The organism is Nostoc flagelliforme FACHB-838 (assembly GCF_014698065.1).
Lineage (GTDB): Bacteria > Cyanobacteriota > Cyanobacteriia > Cyanobacteriales > Nostocaceae > Nostoc > Nostoc flagelliforme_B.
Window position 1 is genome coordinate 1 of the sequence record NZ_JACJSI010000131.1, and the last position, 17426, is coordinate 17426.

A 17426-nucleotide genomic window follows, 5' to 3' on the forward strand; every position below is an offset into this window, starting at 1 on the left:
TTTTTTTCAATTGGTTAATTGTAGAAATCCTAGATACGTTGTTACCCGAACGCGTTCACCGTACTAATCCCAGGGTTGTAAAAAGACCTGTATCAAAGTTTCGTTCTAAAAAACCAAAACACAGAGGTACTGGACAACGAGTCGAAGCTCCGAAATTTAACGTCACTCATAAGCTTTTGAGCCTTAACTGAACCGTATTGGTTAGATACAGGGTTTGCCTGGTTTTGAAGGCTAGGGCGCATTTAAAATTTAGTACATTGAAAGGGACAGCAATGTTTAATTTTTAATCTTTTTAGCTTTAGTTCTTGTTTAAACACCCAAAAGACAGTTGAGCATCGTACAGCTGACTAATTAAAAAAGGGTAATTCTTCTGGTTATTGGACTTGGAACTTGAGTATATAAAGTTACTTTTGTTCTCGACCAAGGGAATAGTTTGTAAAGTTATTAACGGTTAAAGATAAAAACTTTGGATAAATTTTACGACATTCCTATGTTCGCTCTCTATTTGATTAATCATTTGAGATAGTTCAGCCCATAATTGGTTATCGGCAGAAATTTCTAACTTTTGACACATCATTCCCAACCTTGCTGCACCAATACTAACGCTAGGAGAGCGCAAAGGGTGAGCCGCTTTTTGTAGTTTTGTTCGCTCACCATTGGCGGCAGCATCTTTAATCATCTGCATTCTAAGTGGAGTATCTGTTAAATAAATATTTAGCAACTCGGCAACAAATTGATCGCCCTCGCTGTCCAACAGGGTTCGCAAATCTTGTAAAATACGCAAATCAATTACCACCTGTAAATTGGGAATTCCAAACTTTTCCACAACTGCTTCGAGCGCTTGAGTATCACTTGGATGATTAGTTCGGTAGCTCACAAGTCTAAAAATATACTGCTATTCTATATTTTACATTTTAAAAACTCAGTGTCAATTGTAGAATGATGGACTATTTGCTCGAAACCGCAAATTTTTGTCACCAATCCAAATTCTTCTGCATTACCTGTTCAAGCTGTGTCGGGCGATTGTCATGGTGCTTACGTGTAAATAAATATGCTGTATACACTGCATAACTGATTAACCCTTTTTAGTCATTCAGGGAGAACCAATTGCTGAAAGCGGTTTAGAGCTTACTTTCGAGTTGAGAGCTATAAATTTGACTGCCCTAACTATTTCACTAAATTTATAGATGAAAGCAGCTTCCAGCTTATTCAAGTAGTGTAAACAATTCCGTAATTCATAACTAATATTCCTTTGAAAAATTTACAAAGACTCAGCTAAAATCCAGTATTATCACTGTAATTAAATTAATCTTTAAGTACTATTCTTACTAAATAGATTCTATAAAATTGTATGGGCATTATGGTGAATAAACAGAGTGACGTAAGCAAAACTTTGCGTAATCGTTGTATTCCAGCATTAGTAGGTGAGTTTCACCTTCACATAGATGCTCAAACACTCTCAAAATCGTTTGAGAATTTTCTGGTAGAAAATCAAAAGTTTTGGAATTCTGACTTCTCAGGGTATCCAGAGCAATTTAGTCATCGTCCTCCCAAAATACATTTAACTAAAAAAACTAAATATGCCCAAGAGCTTCGAGCAACCTTTAATGCTCTTATTAACTATATAAAAGATAATCCTAAATCTATTGAAGGTTATATTGAAGCTGAATATATACCTCTTGATGTGGACATTGAAGAAAAAGCTTTTAACCCACAAGTAGAAATACCTCTAATATTTCAAACTTCATCTCTTTTTCCTGGAACCTTTCGTCAAGATGAAGTCCATATAACTTTGTTACGAGAGTCATCAGATCAAAGATTGCTGAATTCTTTAAGAAGTATGGGATTTTATTCTGTATATATGGAAAAACCATTTGGAGAAGTAGAAATTTTTACAGCTCAAGGAACACGACGAATAATACGCCAAATTTTACCTAAGTTAATTACATATTTAAGAGCAGTAGGAGGTGCGACAAAATGTAGTATTAAGGAAGAAAGGATTATTTCGTGGTGGGCAAGCTCTTCTGAGCTTTCATTACCCTGTGTCATTAGCTCAATAGCCTAGATATACTAACAATATAGTAACGCAATTTACTGCCTGCAATTTATATAAATTAGCAGTGAATTGTTTACTCAATAAAGATCAAGAATAGTAGGAGCTAGTTTCTAAAATTTTTAGCTCTTGCAATCGGCTCAATTTAGATGTAAATTCAACATCATCTAAGTTGTTAGTTTTATCTTCTAATTTTTACCTCTTTCCATCTAAAAGTAGAGTTTTGTGAAAAGCTGGACTAACTTAATATTACAACTTAATTTATCACAATATATTTCCCCTAAAATCCAATCTACCTTGTCAAGCGTAAGCTTAAAAAACAAAATTATTGGTGGATATGCCTTGGCTCTTAGTATTGCTGTAGGGGGAACTACATTTGGATTAGTTCTTGGTAATTATTACCAAATGAAAGCAAGTAACATTCGAGATTGTGCCAATCACCAAAATCAGTTATTAAGTGATTTACAAGTTGCTATGCTTGAAACTCTTCCGACGAGAGAATTTGTTCCTCTTTTGAAGAAACCAACGGAGTTGGAACTCCATAGATTACAGTTACCCCTACGACAGGAAAAAATTCACAACCTGATATTGGAACTTAAATCTTCCCCGATCTCTATTCAAGACAAAAATTTAAGTTTATTATTATATGACAGTAACCAAACAGTAAAATCTTTTTATCAACAGCTTGACGTAATATTAAAACAAATCGAGTTTCTGAAGTTAAAATCAGAGTCATCTGTTGCGGCTAAGAAATTAATTACTGATTTTACAGGTGGTCATGAATTTGGGTCAGTTGTTAGTTCTGCCTATGAATTAACAGCATTTATTAAAGCTGCTCAAAAACAAGAATATCAGGCACAAGTTGCTTTAATTAAAGCAGAAAGCCTCCGAAGCCAGATTATTGCTTGCACTATGATACTTTCTGTTCTATTTGCTGCTTTGTTGTCCTTTTCTACCAGCCGTGCAATTGCTCGTCCTATAGAAGCCGTAACTCAGGTCGCTCGGCTAGTTAGTAATTCATCGGATTTTTCTTTACAAGTTCCCGTCACTACATCAGATGAAATTGGGTTATTATCCGCATCTTTTAATAATCTTATCCAAACTATTGCAATTTATATCCAAAAACTAGAGAAAAAAAATCACAACCTAGAGCAAGCAGAAGAAGCACTTCGGCAGGGTGAAGAAAAATTCCGTACTATTGTTGAAAACGCAACAGATATAATTTATTTGCTTAAACCTGATGGATTTTTTTCTTATGTTTCTCCGAACTGGACTGAAATTTTAGGACATGACATAGAGTTAGTTGAAGGAAAATCATTTCATTTATTTTTACACTCAGATTCTCTGCCTGCTTGTAAAAACTTATTAGAATCGCTATTCAGAAAAAATCAAAGGCAGGGTGAGATTGAATATCAGGTAAAACATAAAGATGGAAGTTGGAAATGGCATACATCAAACTTATCAGCTTTAAAAAATTCTCATGACGAGGTATTATACTTTATTGGAATTTGTCGTGATATCACTGAACGAAAACAGCATGAAGAAGAGTTGCACTTCTGGCAAACGACAATCCAGGAAATCTTTACCTCTGAAAGTTTTGACTCAGCACTCTTAATTGTTCTCCAGAACGTATGTATAGCTTCCAATTGGAATTTTGCAGAAGCTTGGATTCCCCGCTCTGATGGCACATGTCTTGAATGTAGTTCTGTATGGTATAGCAATGCTGAAAGTTTAAAACCATTTAGGATAGCAAGTGAAAAGTTGATTTTCGAGCCAGGGATTGGCTTACCTGGACGCGTGTGGTTATCGAAACAAGCAGAATGGCACCAAGATGTTTGCCCTGCTTCAGACAAAACATATCTACGTACTAAGATAGCTTTAGAGAGCGGACTGAGAACTAGGCTAGCAATTCCAATTATCGCTGATGATAAAGTCCTAGCTGTACTTGTTTTCTACACATTTGAGTTGCGACATCCTGAGCAACGCTTGATTGAACTACTTTCAGCTTCGACTGAATTGGGTTTGATTATGCAGCGTCAGTTAATTGAAGAAGAAATTAGCAAGGCTTTACAACAGGAAATAGAACTCTCAGAACTTAAATCCCGCTTCATTACCATGACCTCTCACGAGTTTCGCACACCCCTAACTACAATTCTTTCATCTGCGGAATTACTTGAATACTATAGCCAAAACTGGAGTCAGGAGAAAAAAGTTGAACATTTACAACGTATCCAAGCCTCAGTTGAACAGATGACTCATCTGTTGAATGATGTCCTATTGCTAGGTAAGGCAGAAGCCGGCAAATTACAATATCAACCTTGCCCAGCCAATTTGTTTAAATTCTGTAGTGATTTGGTAGAAGAACTGCAACTGGGAGATGGCAAAAAACACACTATTGAATTTATTAAGAAATTTGAATGTAATACAATTTACATGGATGAAAAGCTCTTGCGTTCAATTTTGTCAAATTTGTTATCTAATGCTATTAAATACTCATCTAAAGGTAGTATTGTTCAATTAATAGTTTATTGTCATTTAAAAGATATAGTTTTTCAAGTAAAAGATTGTGGTATTGGCATTCCCGCAGAAGATATACCACGGCTGTTTGACCCTTTTCATCGGGCTAGGAATGTGAATGACATCCCTGGAACAGGTCTCGGTATGGCAATTGTCAAAAAAGCTGTTGATTTGCATAGAGGGCAAATTACAGTCAATAGTCAAATAGATGTGGGTACCATTTTTACTGTGATCCTACCCTTAAAATAGTAATTAGAGATAATTTATGAAAAAGCTTTTAGTCATTGAAGACGAGGCACCTGTCCGAGCCAATATTTTAGAGCTATTGAAGGCGAAGAATTTTAACACTAACGAAGCAGAAAACGGGCATATCGGCGTGCAAATGGCGCTCGAACATCTTCCTGATTTAATCATTTGTGATGTTATGATGCCTGGACTTGATGGCTATGGTGTGTTCAATACGTTACGTCAAAATTCTCTGACTGCTACAATTCCTTTCATCTTCCTTACTGCCAAAGCTGACACAGCAGATTTGCGGATGGGTATGTCTTTGGGAGCTGATGATTATCTAACCAAGCCATTTCGAGCAAGGGAATTGCTACAAACTATCACTACAAGGTTAGAAAAACAAGCCATCTTAGAAAAGCAACAAGCACAGAGGCTTGACCAACTACGCTCCAGTATTACTTTATCTTTACCTCACGAGTTGCGAACCCCTCTCAATGGAATTATTGGACTTTCTGAAGTGATGATTGATCATTTCGATTCGTTATCACTAGCTGAAAGCTTGGAAATACTAGAAGACATCCGAGCTTCGGGAAATCGTTTACATCGGCTCATCCAAAATTTTTTGCTCTATGCTAAATTGGAGATAGTAAAAACGGATAGTGAGCAAGTTACATTTTTTAGAAGCCACCAAACTCTTTGTGCTAATCAAGTTATTGCTGAAGAGGCTATTTTAAAAGCTTGCTTTGTTAACCGAGAAGCTGATTTGCACTTACAACTTATTGATGCTGACCTTCAAATTATAAATAGCCATCTGAGCAAGTTGATTGAAGAACTACTTGACAATGCTTTTAAATTTTCTAACACTGGCTCCCCTGTGAGAATTACTACCTGGCAAGAGAACAGTTTTTTCGTTTTATGTGTTAGTAACTACGGTCGAGGTATGAGCATTGAACAAATTAGCAGCGTCGGCGCTCATCAGCAATTTGAGCGGAAACTTTACGAACAGCAAGGAAGTGGTTTAGGATTGTCTATCGCTGTACAAATCGCTAAATTATACGGAGGAAAGCTAATTATTGAAAGTATTCCTACTCAACAAACAACTATATTTATTCATCTGCCTCTAGCTTGCTTATAAACTCACAAAAGATAGCAATTTTTTATTAATCAAACCTTCTAAATATTGCCTTGAACTGATTTAGGAAATAAGTATTTCTGACCATTTTAACAAACTTTTGTAGGGTAAGCTTTTAGCCAATCTGGTTTTTCATAAATCAAATATAAGTCTTATACACTTTTTAACCGACGGACGCAATATTGCTAACTCAGAGCGCAATACTTTTGGGATAAATCCAACAATCTATCTTTTAGTCTGGGGAAAGGTTAAAGAGGAAGGGGTAAAGGTAAATATAAAACCCTTCCCCCCGCATTTCTCACAAGCTTGAGGGAAGGGGCAGAGGAGCAGAGGGAAAAGAACTTATACAATAACTCTCCTCTGCTCCCCTGCTCCCCTGCTCCCCTGCTCCCCTGCTCCCCTGCCCCCCTGCTCCCCTGCACAAGCACAGGCTTTGAGCATCGGTGAGAAATCCGGGTTCCCCTTCCCCCAAAACCCAAAAAGTATTGAACAAGCACAAGGTTACTTATTTTCAAAGCCCTTGGATCAAGAACAAGCAAGAATTTTATTAGCTTCTGAGCAATCTTTTTTCAGCGCATAAAAGCATCCGATTAACTCAGAGTAAATAAATGCTACTATTCAGATGAAGGACTTAATCCTGATCGGAATCTGGATCTGAAAGTCTGTGCCTTGAAAAGGTTGTGTAATACACTTCAGCTGACCACCATGCTTGTCTACAATTTTATAGCTAATTGACATTCCCAAACCTGTACCTGAGCCAACAGGTTTAGTTGTAAAGAAAGGGTCAAATATTTTTTGCCTTACTTCTTCTGTCATCCCACAGCCATTGTCAATAACTCGAATCATTACTTGATGGCTATCTAAAATTTCAGTAATAATGCGGATTTGAGGATTGTTATTTACTGGTTGTTGTTTTCCAGTTCTTATAACATTACTCTCTGGCAGTGGACAACCAACTATTGACTCTCTCAAAGTATCAATGGCATTAGTTAGAATGTTCAGAAATACCTGATTAAGTTGCCCCGGATAACAATCAACTTGAGGGAGTTCACCATATTCTTTAATAACTTCAATATTTGGATCTTTTCCTTGACCTTTTAATTTATTTTCCAAAATTAAGAGACTGCTGTTAATCCCTTCATGAAGATCAACTCTTTTTATCTCGGCTTCATCTAGCCTCGAAAAATTTCGTAATGATAAAACAATTTTGCAGATGCGTTCAGCTCCTATTTTCATTGAAGATAATATTTTCGGTAAATCTTCTTTAACAAAGTTGAATTCTATTGTCTCAGTTAAAATCTGAATTTTTGATAGGCTTTGTGGGTAACATTCTTGATAAACTGAAATTAATTTCAATAAGTTATTAGTATATTCATTAGCAATGCCGATATTACCATAGATGAAACTAACAGGGTTGTTAATTTCATGGGCAATGCCTGCTACTAACTGCCCTAAAGAGGACATTTTTTCAGTTTGAATAAGTTGAGTTTGCGTATCTGCAAGTTCTTTGAGAGTAAGTTTTAGTTGACTGTTAGCTACTTCTAGTTGTGCTGGACTTGGCAAAGCTAGCGCCTGGGGAATTATCGGCACTAATGTGAAAGCTGTATAAACCGATATCAAAGCAGTCAAAGCTTTTATAAAACCAGATAGCCAATAAGTTGGATACCAAAGCGTCCAAATTTCCATTACGTGAGTTGTACCACAAAAGATAATGAAAGCTCCAAATAGTAAAAGTGTTGATTTAAAGGGTAAATCCTCCCGCTTCCGAACAAAGTAAACAAGTGCTATGGGGATAGAGAAATAGGCAAGAGCAATTAAAGAATCTGATAAAATGTGTAACCATACTAAGCCTGTCTTCCAGAGATAACAATGTCCATGAGGGATAAAACCATTTGAATAGAAGGAATAGTTTAAGAATGCTAACATCATGGTAGAGATTGCTGGGATTTTCGTGTATTGTGCAACTCTAGTATTCCCAAATCATCACCCAAGCTGAACTTTCATCCCCTAAACTATCCTGACTTTTCACGGGATGTGGAAAGTCAGCAAAGCTTTGAACAGTCTGGCTTTAAAGTTTTCGGACAAGTTTATTAGAAAGTTAGGCTAACTGGTGCTTAATAAAATACTATATTACTATTTTTATAGTACATCAGCACTACTTTGTTCAAATACTATATCTGCATTATTCCCCAACGAAACTGCTACGGCGGGGTCAATTATCGGCTATTCCGTACCTCCCAGTTTTGCAACTCAATTATTCATGTCAGCACAAAGTATTTTGAAAAGAGCAAAAGTATGACTAACCTTGTGCACGGCTTAGAACAGTGCTGGTACATCTCTCCACCTTCGGGTCAACGAATCCCGCCGTTGCTAGTAAGTTTTTTTGAACGGGTGTACGTGAAGAGAGTCAAAGCATTTGGTTACTGCTGTGGTGTCGAATGGTCGCCGCAAGGCTGGAAATACGAAATCAATACTTGCAATGACAATATTACTGTTTGGGGTAGTGAACTTATTGGTGCAGGTAATTTGCGTTCGCCCTTGGCGTTGGCGCAGCCATCACTGCCCCAAGAAAAACCCGTTTTTCGCCTGGGTGAGTTGGTCGAGTTTCGATTTCACGGTGATGGGCCACCGATCCGCGACCATGTGAGGAAGTTCAGTTGTTAAGTTGGGCGAAGGGCAACTGGCTAGAAATGTAAAAAGAGTAATAGCAGAATAGTTTTATACTAATTTTGTACTTTGTTAGCGCACAGCGATGAGTAGGCTATGGAAAATCTGAAACAAACAATAGCTAGCTACTCTAATAAAGATATAGAAGTGCGAAAACATTGGTACTCTCCAGCAGCAGAAGCTTACAACAGGGCAAGACCCCGTTATCCACAACAATTAATTAAGCAAGTTGTCGAGGTAGCCCAACTTTTTAGTGAGTCAAAAATTTTGGAAGTAGGATGTGGCCCGGGAACAGCAACAACATCATTTGCTCAATTAGGTTATTCAATGAAATGTTTGGAACCAAATCCAGATTTTTTAAAGTTAGCCCAACAGAATTGTCAAACCTATCCCGATGTAGAAATTCAGAACACATCTTTTGAGGAATGGAAATTAGAAGTAGGTCAGTTTGATGCTGTATTAGCAGCATCTTCTTTTCATTGGATATCTCCTGAAATAGGCTATGCAAAAGCGGCAAGTGCATTGAAGGATAACAGGTATTTGATTTTACTGTGGAATAAGGAACTGCAACCTAGGTACGAAGTTTATCAAAGTTTATCAGAAATTTATCAAGCATACGCTCCATCTGTCGCTCGTTATGAAGATGATGAAACACAACAAGAAATCCTCAAACAATTAGGGAGTATGATAATTGATTCTAGGCAATTTAAAGACTTGAAGTTTGGACAAGTTAAATCTGAAGTAATCTATAGCTCAGATGAATATTTAACTCTGTTAAATACTTATTCACCGTATTTAAAGTTAGAACCACAAAAAAAAGAATTGCTATTTGCCGGGTTAAAGCAACGAATAGATAATGACTTTGGAGGACAGCTTAAACTTTCATATATTTCGGCTTTTCATATTGCCCAAAAGAATTAAAATGTTGGACTACTGCCTCAGAGGATGTTTAAAAAATTCTTAAGTGTGTGTTTAACTACCCTGGCTACGGGGAAACTGCCACGAGAGAATCGGAGTTTTGGGATTTGAGATCGCGCCTCTGAGTCGCACTTGAAGCTCAAGCCGAGCCTTTTCAAACAACCTTTAAGGATAAAAGCGCATCTTACGTTGCCAAGTCTGCTGAATCTTCGCCATTGCTTAAATCTCTGTACTAGGAGTTTTACTGGGGATCAGGGTTTCTGCTTGCTACACTTGAGATTAACGCTTTTACGGACTGTAACGCAATATTCTGGTTACAGCGAGTGAACAACGCACTGCATGTGTAACTCGATTGTTGGCAGTGGGTGCAAACTGTATTTCGCCTACCTATACAAAAAAACTGCCCTGGGGCAAGGAGTCCAGAGCAGCGCTTACAAAAAAAATTAAATATGGGAGTTTTAAACTATTGCCCCCTGCTTTACATATAATTCGTTCGCTATGTAATACTCTTCTGTTCAAGTTTTGTAATTTATGCAAAAAGAGCGAAAAACTTTTAAAGCTGCACTATGCAAAGATTAAACGCAATGAACCAAGCCCAATGCAACACCCTTAACTGAATGCGTGTTAACCAATGGTTATCAAAATTTCGTCAAACATGAATGCACCATTACCTCAAGGAGCAATCGTCGGCTGTGGAGGGTGGTTGTAACAAGGGTAAAGGATTGGCGATCGCTTACGGTAGGCATACTTTCACAAAAATACTCTACCGAGTTATTCACATCAGTAGAGTATATAAATTTACTATAATCATCTTTTACCAGCATTCAGTTTATACTTTGATAATTATTTATACCTCTGTATAAGTACTGCAAATCTTGCCGAAAGCGATCGCACCAAGCATTGCATGAGGTCAAAACAATTCAAAAAATGGTTAATCACTCCAAAATCTACTCTCATCACTGCCGCTATCTTCTGATACGTCTTAATTAACCTGGTAGATAGTGCTGTTGACTGCTACTAACTTGGCGATTAAGAGAGACAGAATCAGCCGCAGATATACCAGAGAAATATCCGTCTTTTGAACCACACGATGGTAACGCCATTTGTTTAACTTTCACATTATTTAGATATGCTTCTAACTCAGATTCTAGTTTTTCGTAGAGTGCTTGCACGATGATTGCGGGTACTGCAACCGACTCAGCAGTTCCAGCAATCCCTCCATTTTTCTGTTGTTCACGATTCTCAAGAATCCTACTTACAAGTCTATTAGCAGCACCTAACTTAAAAGCATTTCTAAAAGCGCGATTACCTACGGCTTGTTTTGCTAGTCGTTCAATGGTTTGTTCAAGATACTCAAACTGAATCTGAGTAGAGATGATATTCACTTTTCGTCCTAAGATAATCATTTTAGACCCGCTATGGTAGTGTCTAGTGATCGCACAGCAGTAATTCCCCCAACAAACACCACTTAGTAAAATAAATTTCCATGATGTCATGCGTTTAAACTGGCGAATGACTTCTTCTTCTAGTGGTTGAGGTGTCCAATCTTGGAGTGAGGCTATCGATAAATTGTGCCGGGTTAGCATTTCTTGGGCTTTAGCTGCGGCGGCGCTTGCCTCTGACTCGTTGGGAGATTCGCTAAGTGCGAATAGTTTTCTAATTTTGTCAGCGATTTTTTCTAGTTCTAACGCCTGTGTCTGCATTCGTATCACTCAAGCAAATTTTGAAAGGAAATATCTTTTAATATACTTGTGTAAAATCAAAGATGTAGCTAATTTTTATTCATACATAGCAAGTTTTGTAGCAATTATTCCTGCTAAAAACGGATATTCGGGATGAAGCAATGATTTCTGAAAATGATGATTCAATCGATGCAGTGAATGAACTAGTAAGAAAAATCTCTATTAAAGAAACTCAGCTAAAAATAGCCCAAGAGTCGAATCTCATTCAAACTGCTGAAGCCTTAGAAAATCAACTATCCCAACTCTTCAAGAACTGGGAGATAGTTCAGACACACAATTGCAATCATTGATGAGCTTGTGAAATGCTTACAATGGTAACTGAAATTCGCGGCATAACGGCTGCGATCAGAGGTTGCTAAAAACTCGAACTCAGCACGAGCGGCTTTCTTTAATCCGATGCGCCGCAATTGTTAGACATCAGAAATGAACAAACTAAGACTCTTACTATCATCAGATAGTTTAATCATTCGCTCAAAGCTTAGTCCTAGTTTTTTGAGCAGCTTTGCTGAACCATAATTGTCCGGTGTAGTGATAGCGACAATACGAGTTAAGCCGAAGGTTCTTCTTCCATACATGATGACAGCAGAAGCAGATTCATAAGCGTATCCTTTTCCCCGGAACTTAGGAAGAAAGGCAAACCCAACATCCACATCCTCCAAGGAGTCTCTTTTTATCAAACCACAAATTCCAATTGAGATGCTCTTCCCCTTTAGCTCAACCAAATACAGCCCAAAGCCGAGACGCTCGTACATAGCAACCGGATTCTTCAAAATATATTCACGAGCATCATCAAGAGTTCTCACACCTTTATCACCAATAAAGCGCAACCACAAAGGGTCATTCAATATCTCAAGAATGAACTCGCTATCTTCAACACTCAGCCGACGAAGAACTAAACGCTCTGTTTCAAGAACTCTCATAGTCGAACACCTTGTTACTGATGTCTAACTATTTATTATGCTGATGAAACTGGGCTGATTGTTCCTATTGCTTTCTGGGTACTGCATGAAACTTGTTGTCAACTTAAACTAAATTTGATTTACAACAGCTTTCAAACGCTTTAAGCGCTGATTCTGTTGTGACCACTTTTTGCAGTTAAATATAGTACTTGAATGGAAGTCTATATCTAGAGTAGTTAGTTAACTTCACCTTTGCGTAAAGAGCAAATGAAATTAGATGCAATTGTCTGAAGATAAGGTTTACTAAATTCAATTGGCAATACTTGCTGAGTATACGCCTCTTGCAAGGCTCACTCCAATTGCGCTTTGCTTAACAATATTTACCAAAAATACAAGCTCATTTAAAATGTTCTAAACTTCATATAAATGATTTATCAGTGAAGTTTTGGGCTACAAGTAAATACTCTGGGGAGGGATGTGCTAAAAATGGTTTTACGGCAAGTATGCTGTGGTTAACATCTATATATTTGTTAAGTATTGCACAAGGCATTTAAAGTCTAAATAATTCATTAAATTTGATCAATAGGATAAGTCATGAACAAAAAATGGGCCGCCAAACGAATCACAATAAATCTTGCATCAGTTGAAAGCGAAAAACTTGAAAAATATTGTGCAAACACAGGTAGACCTGCAACTGATGTGATTCGGGAGTTGATTCGCTCTCTCTCCATAACTGAGTTGTCAGCTTCTGAAAAGACTACATCTACCCTAAAATATGATGTTCCCATTCTGAAATAATGGCAATTGAATCACTTGGGTTTGTTTGGCGTTATCAAGGTTAGACAAGGAAATGCCAAGCAACCTAATACTGCGATTCTCCAGATCAATCGACTCAAACAGCGCTTTGGCTATCTCAAAAATCGTAGATAGTTCACTGATAGGAGCAAGCATTGTCTTACTGCGGGTTAACTGACGATAATCAGAGAACTTGACTTTCAGAGTTAATGTGCGGCCTCGCGTTTCGTGCTGCTCTAACCGTTGCTCGACGATTTGGGCAATCTGTTCAAGTTCTTGCAACATCTGGCCGATATCGCTTAAATCACTTGCAAATGAGGTTTCTGCACCAACAGACTTACGAACTCGATTCGCTTCTACTGGGCGGTCATCTTCTGCCCTGGCAATCTTATAGTAATATTGCCCTGCTTTACCAAAGTGGTGTGTTAGCTCCAAAAGCGATCGCTCTTTCAAGTCTGCGCCAGTATGAATCCCCAGTGAGTGCATTTTCGCTGCTGTAACTTCTCCAATCCCGTGAAACTTTTCAATCGGCAGTTGTTCTACAAAGGCGATCGCTTGCTCTGGTAAAATCACCGTTAGTCCATTGGGTTTATTTTGACCTGATGCCATTTTTGCAAGAAACTTGTTAATTGACACGCCTGCGGTTGCTGTCAACTGAGTTTCCTGGAGAATCGCAGTTTTGATATGTCTTGCGATAGTAGAAGCGTAGGTGATATTTTGCTTGTTCTCAGTCACATCCAAGTATGCTTCATCTAGCGCAACCCCTTCCACTAAATCACTGTAGCGTTTAAAGATAGCGTGGATTGCAGCAGAAATCTCTCGGTAAACGTCGAATCTTGGTCTGACAAATATCAGTCCAGGGCATTTGGCAATTGCTGTTAATGACGGCATCGCAGAGTAAATACCGAATTTTCTGGCTTCATAACTGGCGGCTGCAACCACACCTCGCTGATTCGGGCTACCACCGACTACTAACGGTTTTCCTCGGTAGCTAGGGTTGTCCCTCTGTTCCACCGATGCGTAGAAGGCATCCATGTCTACGTGAACTATCTTCCTCGTCTGCATTGTTTTTGAAGTATTACCATTTCTACCAAGCGGCGGGAACGACTATTCTCTCTTTAATTCGTGATTCAATATATTTGAGAAATTTCTCATCACAATAGTACTTTAGTACTAGCGCTTTTGAGCATTCTCAGCTTTTTTATTGAGAAAGTTTTTGTAACAATAACGTTACACTTGATTGAGTAGCATTTTGTCATCACGTTGCCAACGCACGGTATCAGAGGGAGCAAGGGCATGACTATTGGTGTTTGGGTTCTCGGAGATCAACTTTGGGCTGGGCAGTCAGCGCTAGAGAGTTGCCTACAACAACACCAACAGACTCCTGTGATTTTTATCGAATCTCTTGCCCATGCAGGGCAACTTCCTTATCACTTGCAAAAACTGGTATTGGTCTGGTCAGCCATGCGTCACTTTGCTGCCGAATTGCGATCGCTTGGCTGGGCAGTCACATACACTCAAAGCCAAGATTTCAAAACACCTTTAATTGAATGGATAAATTCATACCAAATTAGCGAACTGCGGGTGATGACTCCAACGGATTGCCCTTTTGTTGCGTTGATTCAAAAGTTAGAACTTCCAATTCAAATCACTTTCACACCAAATAATCGTTTTATCTGGAGCGATGAAGAGTTCAAAAACTGGGCCGGTAAACGCAAACGCTTAATCATGGAGGATTTCTACCGCCAAGGGCGACAGAGGTTCAACATTCTGATGTCCGGCAACCAACCTGTTGGTGGTCAATGGAACTTTGACAAGCAAAATCGCAAACCACCAAAGGGCAAACTGACCTTGCCCGAAGCTTTATGGTTTGAACCAGACTCAATTACACAAGATGTTATTAACTTCATTAGGCAATCTGAGGCTTTCCAGGACAATCAAAGTTACTGGCTTCTTGAACCATTTCGCTGGGGTGTAACCCGACAGCAAGCACTACAAGTAATGAAGTTTTTTATCGAAACACGTTTGTCTTCATTCGGGCCATACCAGGACGCGATGGTGACTGGCGAACAGACAATGTGGCATACAATGCTTTCTCCCTATCTCAATATTGGATTGCTTCATCCTTTGGAAGTTGTTCAGGCGGCACAACTTGCATATTTAGACAACAGCAGTAACTGGGAGCTAAACAGCGTTGAAGGCTTTATCCGTCAGGTGCTTGGCTGGCGAGAGTATATGCACGGTGTTTATGTTTACCTAGATGATGACTATTCAGAACGTAACTGGTTTAACCACACTCATCCACTGCCTGCTTTTTATTGGACTGGCGATACACAGATGAATTGTCTGCACCAGATTCTAACTCAGGTTAAACAAATAGGTTATGCTCATCATATTCAACGGTTGATGGTGTTGAATAACTTTGCTTTAATTGCAGGTATCTCCCCCCAAGAACTTGAAGACTGGTTTCATGCTGCTTTTATTGATGGCTACGATTGGGTGATGCAAACCAATGTCATTGGCATGGGGCAGTTCGCTGACGGTGGAATGATCGCTTCTAAGCCTTATGCTGCTTCTGCTAACTACATCAACAACATGAGCGACTATTGTAAAAATTGTGCTTATAATCCTCGTGAACGCACCACTAAAAATGCTTGTCCTTTCAACTTTTTTTATTGGGACTTCCTGGCTCGTCATTACGACTTGTTAAAAGACCAGCCACGTATGACTCAAATACTGCGTAACTTGGAGCGCCTCTCTCCATCGGAACTTCAAAAAATCCGCTCTCTAGCTTCTAATTGGCACACTACGTAATCAGAAACCGCTGATTATTAGTGTAAAGGAATACCCGCAATCATTTCAGACTGGTAATCGTAGGCTGTAGAGGCGCGGTTGTGGTAAGGGCAGTTTCGGAGGCGATCGCTATGCAGAGTGTGTAAGGGTGCAATGTGATCACCTACGGTGGGCGGGTACGCCATCGCAAACGTGCAAAATTTTCGCAGCTTTTAGCGCTCCCCATTATACTATCTTTTTAACCTTTTCCAACCCCGACTGAGCAAAGAAATTTCACGGTTGAGGATGCTGAAAATAGTTATCAATGTTACACTACCTTCGCCAAAACAAGAGTATGAAGACAGAGGGCACTTTGTAGTAAAGTTGTTGTCTTACCAAACGACAACTCAAAAACTGCAATTCGGTCATGTTCGACATCCTATCACTCATTGACCAAACTCTTGACGGTAAGTATCCTTAAACTCCAGCACCACGCCGCAACGCTCATCAATTCTCTGGGTTCTGAGCATACTATGTAGTGTAGTGAGCAAATTTTAAGTATTTTTAATTTAGAACTAAAAGTTATGTCATTCACCCAAAAAGTCAACTTACCAAAAGTAACGCTTCCTAACAGCAATGAGATTTTTTGCCTGCAAAAAAATGAAGAAATATTTTTAATGTACGAGCAAGTACAAGAGTATTTTCGACATGAAGTTGAACTAAATGAAGGCGATACAGTGTTTGATATAGGAGCTAATATTGGTATGTTCTCCTTATGGGTATATAAATTGTGTAATAAAAATGTAACCATATATGCTTTTGAGCCAGTTCCTCAAATATTTCAGGTCTTGGAGCAGAATCTTAAAAGCCTCGATCCAGAAAAAATAAAGGCAGTACCTTGCGGCATTTCACAAAAATCAAAGGTTGAGGCATTTGCTTACTATCCTAATACTACATCTATATCCACTGCATACCCAGATGGTTCAAAAAAGGAACGAGATAAATTTAAAAAAGCTGCTTTTCAGAAGATCGATGCTATTCGTGATAGTAAAGACTTATCTTCTCATTTATACTGGTATGCTAAAATACCTCAATTGCTACTCTCGTTTGTGCTTGACTATAAATTAAAGCAAGCTTTCATAGTAGAACAAGTTACTTGTCAGTTAAGAACTTTATCAGAAGTAATACAAGAGTACAATGTTCAACAAATTGATTTACTAAAAATAGATGTAGAAAAGAGTGAACTAGATGTACTTTTGGGAATCGAAGAACAAGATTGGTTAAAGATTAAACAGATTGTTCTTGAGGTACACGATCTAGAAAATAGAGTGGAAAAAATTTCAGTATTATTGAGAGATAAGGGATTTAAGAAAGTTATAGTCGAGCAAGAACAATACCTTAAAGGTACTGATATCTGCAATATGTATGCTTTCCGATAAAAGGATAAATAAAAAAGTTAAATGATTCGGCTATAGTTAGGTGACTTGCATGATTGTTGTAAAAAGAGAAATTATGAAAAAAGTAATCTAGACTCAATACTGCTCGGTTAAGGGAAAATAGATAATGGAATAAATCATAATTTGTTCGCGTATAATCTACGAGAACAAAAACAACTAAAAAGGTTGCTTGTACCTGAAGGCACTCTCGAAAAATTTAATTGTCAATTGCTGAGAATATTTTTAACCTGTTGAATTAGAAATTGA

The 17426-nt window shown here is 38.3% G+C and carries 16 protein-coding genes and 1 pseudogene; 10 read left to right on the forward strand and 7 right to left on the reverse strand.

Features of this window, described 5'->3' with window-relative positions; genetic code table 11:
- Positions 1-191, forward strand: a 191-nt coding sequence (locus tag H6G97_RS51905; protein WP_206759136.1) for a hypothetical protein, incomplete at its 5' end; no start/stop codon positions are given.
- Between the two features lie 260 nt (positions 192-451).
- On the opposite strand, the gene H6G97_RS55520 is transcribed toward H6G97_RS51905, so the two are convergent.
- Positions 452-877, reverse strand: coding sequence for an Hpt domain-containing protein (locus tag H6G97_RS55520; protein ID WP_190944576.1), 426 nt, complete (start codon positions 875-877; stop codon positions 452-454).
- 483 nt (positions 878-1360) lie between these two features.
- On the opposite strand from H6G97_RS55520, the gene H6G97_RS32455 reads away from it, so the two are divergent.
- From H6G97_RS32455 to H6G97_RS32465, 3 genes are all read left to right on the forward strand, one after another.
- Complete coding sequence (locus tag H6G97_RS32455) at positions 1361-2065, forward strand: hypothetical protein (protein WP_190944577.1); 705 nt, start codon at positions 1361-1363, stop codon at positions 2063-2065.
- 213 nt (positions 2066-2278) lie between these two features.
- The gene (locus H6G97_RS32460; RefSeq protein ID WP_190944578.1) at positions 2279-4819 is read left to right on the forward strand and encodes an ATP-binding protein; all 2541 of its coding nucleotides are present in this window, start codon (positions 2279-2281) and stop codon (positions 4817-4819) included.
- A 16-nt stretch (positions 4820-4835) separates the two neighbouring features.
- Complete coding sequence (locus tag H6G97_RS32465) at positions 4836-5933, forward strand: hybrid sensor histidine kinase/response regulator (RefSeq protein ID WP_190944579.1); 1098 nt, start codon at positions 4836-4838, stop codon at positions 5931-5933.
- A 615-nt stretch (positions 5934-6548) separates the two neighbouring features.
- Here H6G97_RS32465 and H6G97_RS32470 read toward each other — a convergent pair.
- On the reverse strand, positions 6549-7493 hold the full coding sequence (locus tag H6G97_RS32470; RefSeq protein WP_338421882.1) for a sensor histidine kinase: 945 nt from the start codon (positions 7491-7493) through the stop codon (positions 6549-6551).
- 12 nt (positions 7494-7505) lie between these two features.
- Positions 7506-7859: pseudogene (locus H6G97_RS56470) on the reverse strand (sensor histidine kinase); the annotation flags it as partial.
- 366 nt (positions 7860-8225) lie between these two features.
- On the opposite strand from H6G97_RS56470, the gene H6G97_RS32475 reads away from it, so the two are divergent.
- Positions 8226-8594 (forward strand): DUF1392 family protein, encoded by a 369-nt coding sequence (locus H6G97_RS32475; RefSeq protein ID WP_190944580.1) that lies wholly within the window; start codon positions 8226-8228, stop codon positions 8592-8594.
- 99 nt (positions 8595-8693) lie between these two features.
- Positions 8694-9518 carry a class I SAM-dependent methyltransferase gene (locus H6G97_RS32480; protein ID WP_190944581.1) on the forward strand — a complete coding sequence of 275 codons (825 nt, stop codon included), beginning with the start codon at positions 8694-8696 and terminating at the stop codon, positions 9516-9518.
- 983 nt (positions 9519-10501) lie between these two features.
- Here the strand turns inward: H6G97_RS32480 and H6G97_RS32485 are convergent.
- Positions 10502-11218 (reverse strand): DUF2786 domain-containing protein, encoded by a 717-nt coding sequence (locus H6G97_RS32485; protein ID WP_190944582.1) that lies wholly within the window; start codon positions 11216-11218, stop codon positions 10502-10504.
- A gap of 140 nt (positions 11219-11358) precedes the next feature.
- Here H6G97_RS32485 and H6G97_RS32490 point away from each other — a divergent pair, with 140 nt between their 5' ends.
- Positions 11359-11547: a hypothetical protein gene (locus tag H6G97_RS32490; protein ID WP_242055519.1), complete on the forward strand. Its 189-nt coding sequence runs from the start codon at positions 11359-11361 to the stop codon at positions 11545-11547.
- 120 nt (positions 11548-11667) lie between these two features.
- Here the strand turns inward: H6G97_RS32490 and H6G97_RS32495 are convergent, their stop codons facing one another.
- The gene (locus H6G97_RS32495; protein WP_190944583.1) at positions 11668-12177 is read right to left on the reverse strand and encodes a GNAT family N-acetyltransferase; all 510 of its coding nucleotides are present in this window, start codon (positions 12175-12177) and stop codon (positions 11668-11670) included.
- Positions 12178-12750: 573 nt separating this feature from the next.
- On the opposite strand from H6G97_RS32495, the gene H6G97_RS32500 reads away from it, so the two are divergent.
- Positions 12751-12954 carry a CopG family transcriptional regulator gene (locus H6G97_RS32500; protein WP_190944584.1) on the forward strand — a complete coding sequence of 68 codons (204 nt, stop codon included), beginning with the start codon at positions 12751-12753 and terminating at the stop codon, positions 12952-12954.
- Here the strand turns inward: H6G97_RS32500 and dinB are convergent.
- Positions 12925-14016: a DNA polymerase IV gene (gene dinB / locus H6G97_RS32505; RefSeq protein ID WP_190944585.1), complete on the reverse strand. Its 1092-nt coding sequence runs from the start codon at positions 14014-14016 to the stop codon at positions 12925-12927. The genes H6G97_RS32500 and dinB overlap by 30 nt on opposite strands.
- Before the next feature lie 231 nt (positions 14017-14247).
- On the opposite strand from dinB, the gene H6G97_RS32510 reads away from it, so the two are divergent.
- Positions 14248-15765: a cryptochrome/photolyase family protein gene (locus tag H6G97_RS32510; RefSeq protein ID WP_190944586.1), complete on the forward strand. Its 1518-nt coding sequence runs from the start codon at positions 14248-14250 to the stop codon at positions 15763-15765.
- Between the two features lie 17 nt (positions 15766-15782).
- Here H6G97_RS32510 and H6G97_RS32515 read toward each other — a convergent pair whose 3' ends face one another.
- Positions 15783-15929 (reverse strand): hypothetical protein, encoded by a 147-nt coding sequence (locus H6G97_RS32515; protein WP_190944587.1) that lies wholly within the window; start codon positions 15927-15929, stop codon positions 15783-15785.
- Positions 15930-16307: 378 nt separating this feature from the next.
- On the opposite strand from H6G97_RS32515, the gene H6G97_RS32520 reads away from it, so the two are divergent.
- Entirely contained in the window at positions 16308-17162 is an 855-nt protein-coding gene (locus tag H6G97_RS32520; RefSeq protein WP_190944588.1) for an FkbM family methyltransferase, read from the forward strand.
- Positions 17163-17426 lie beyond the last annotated feature (264 nt).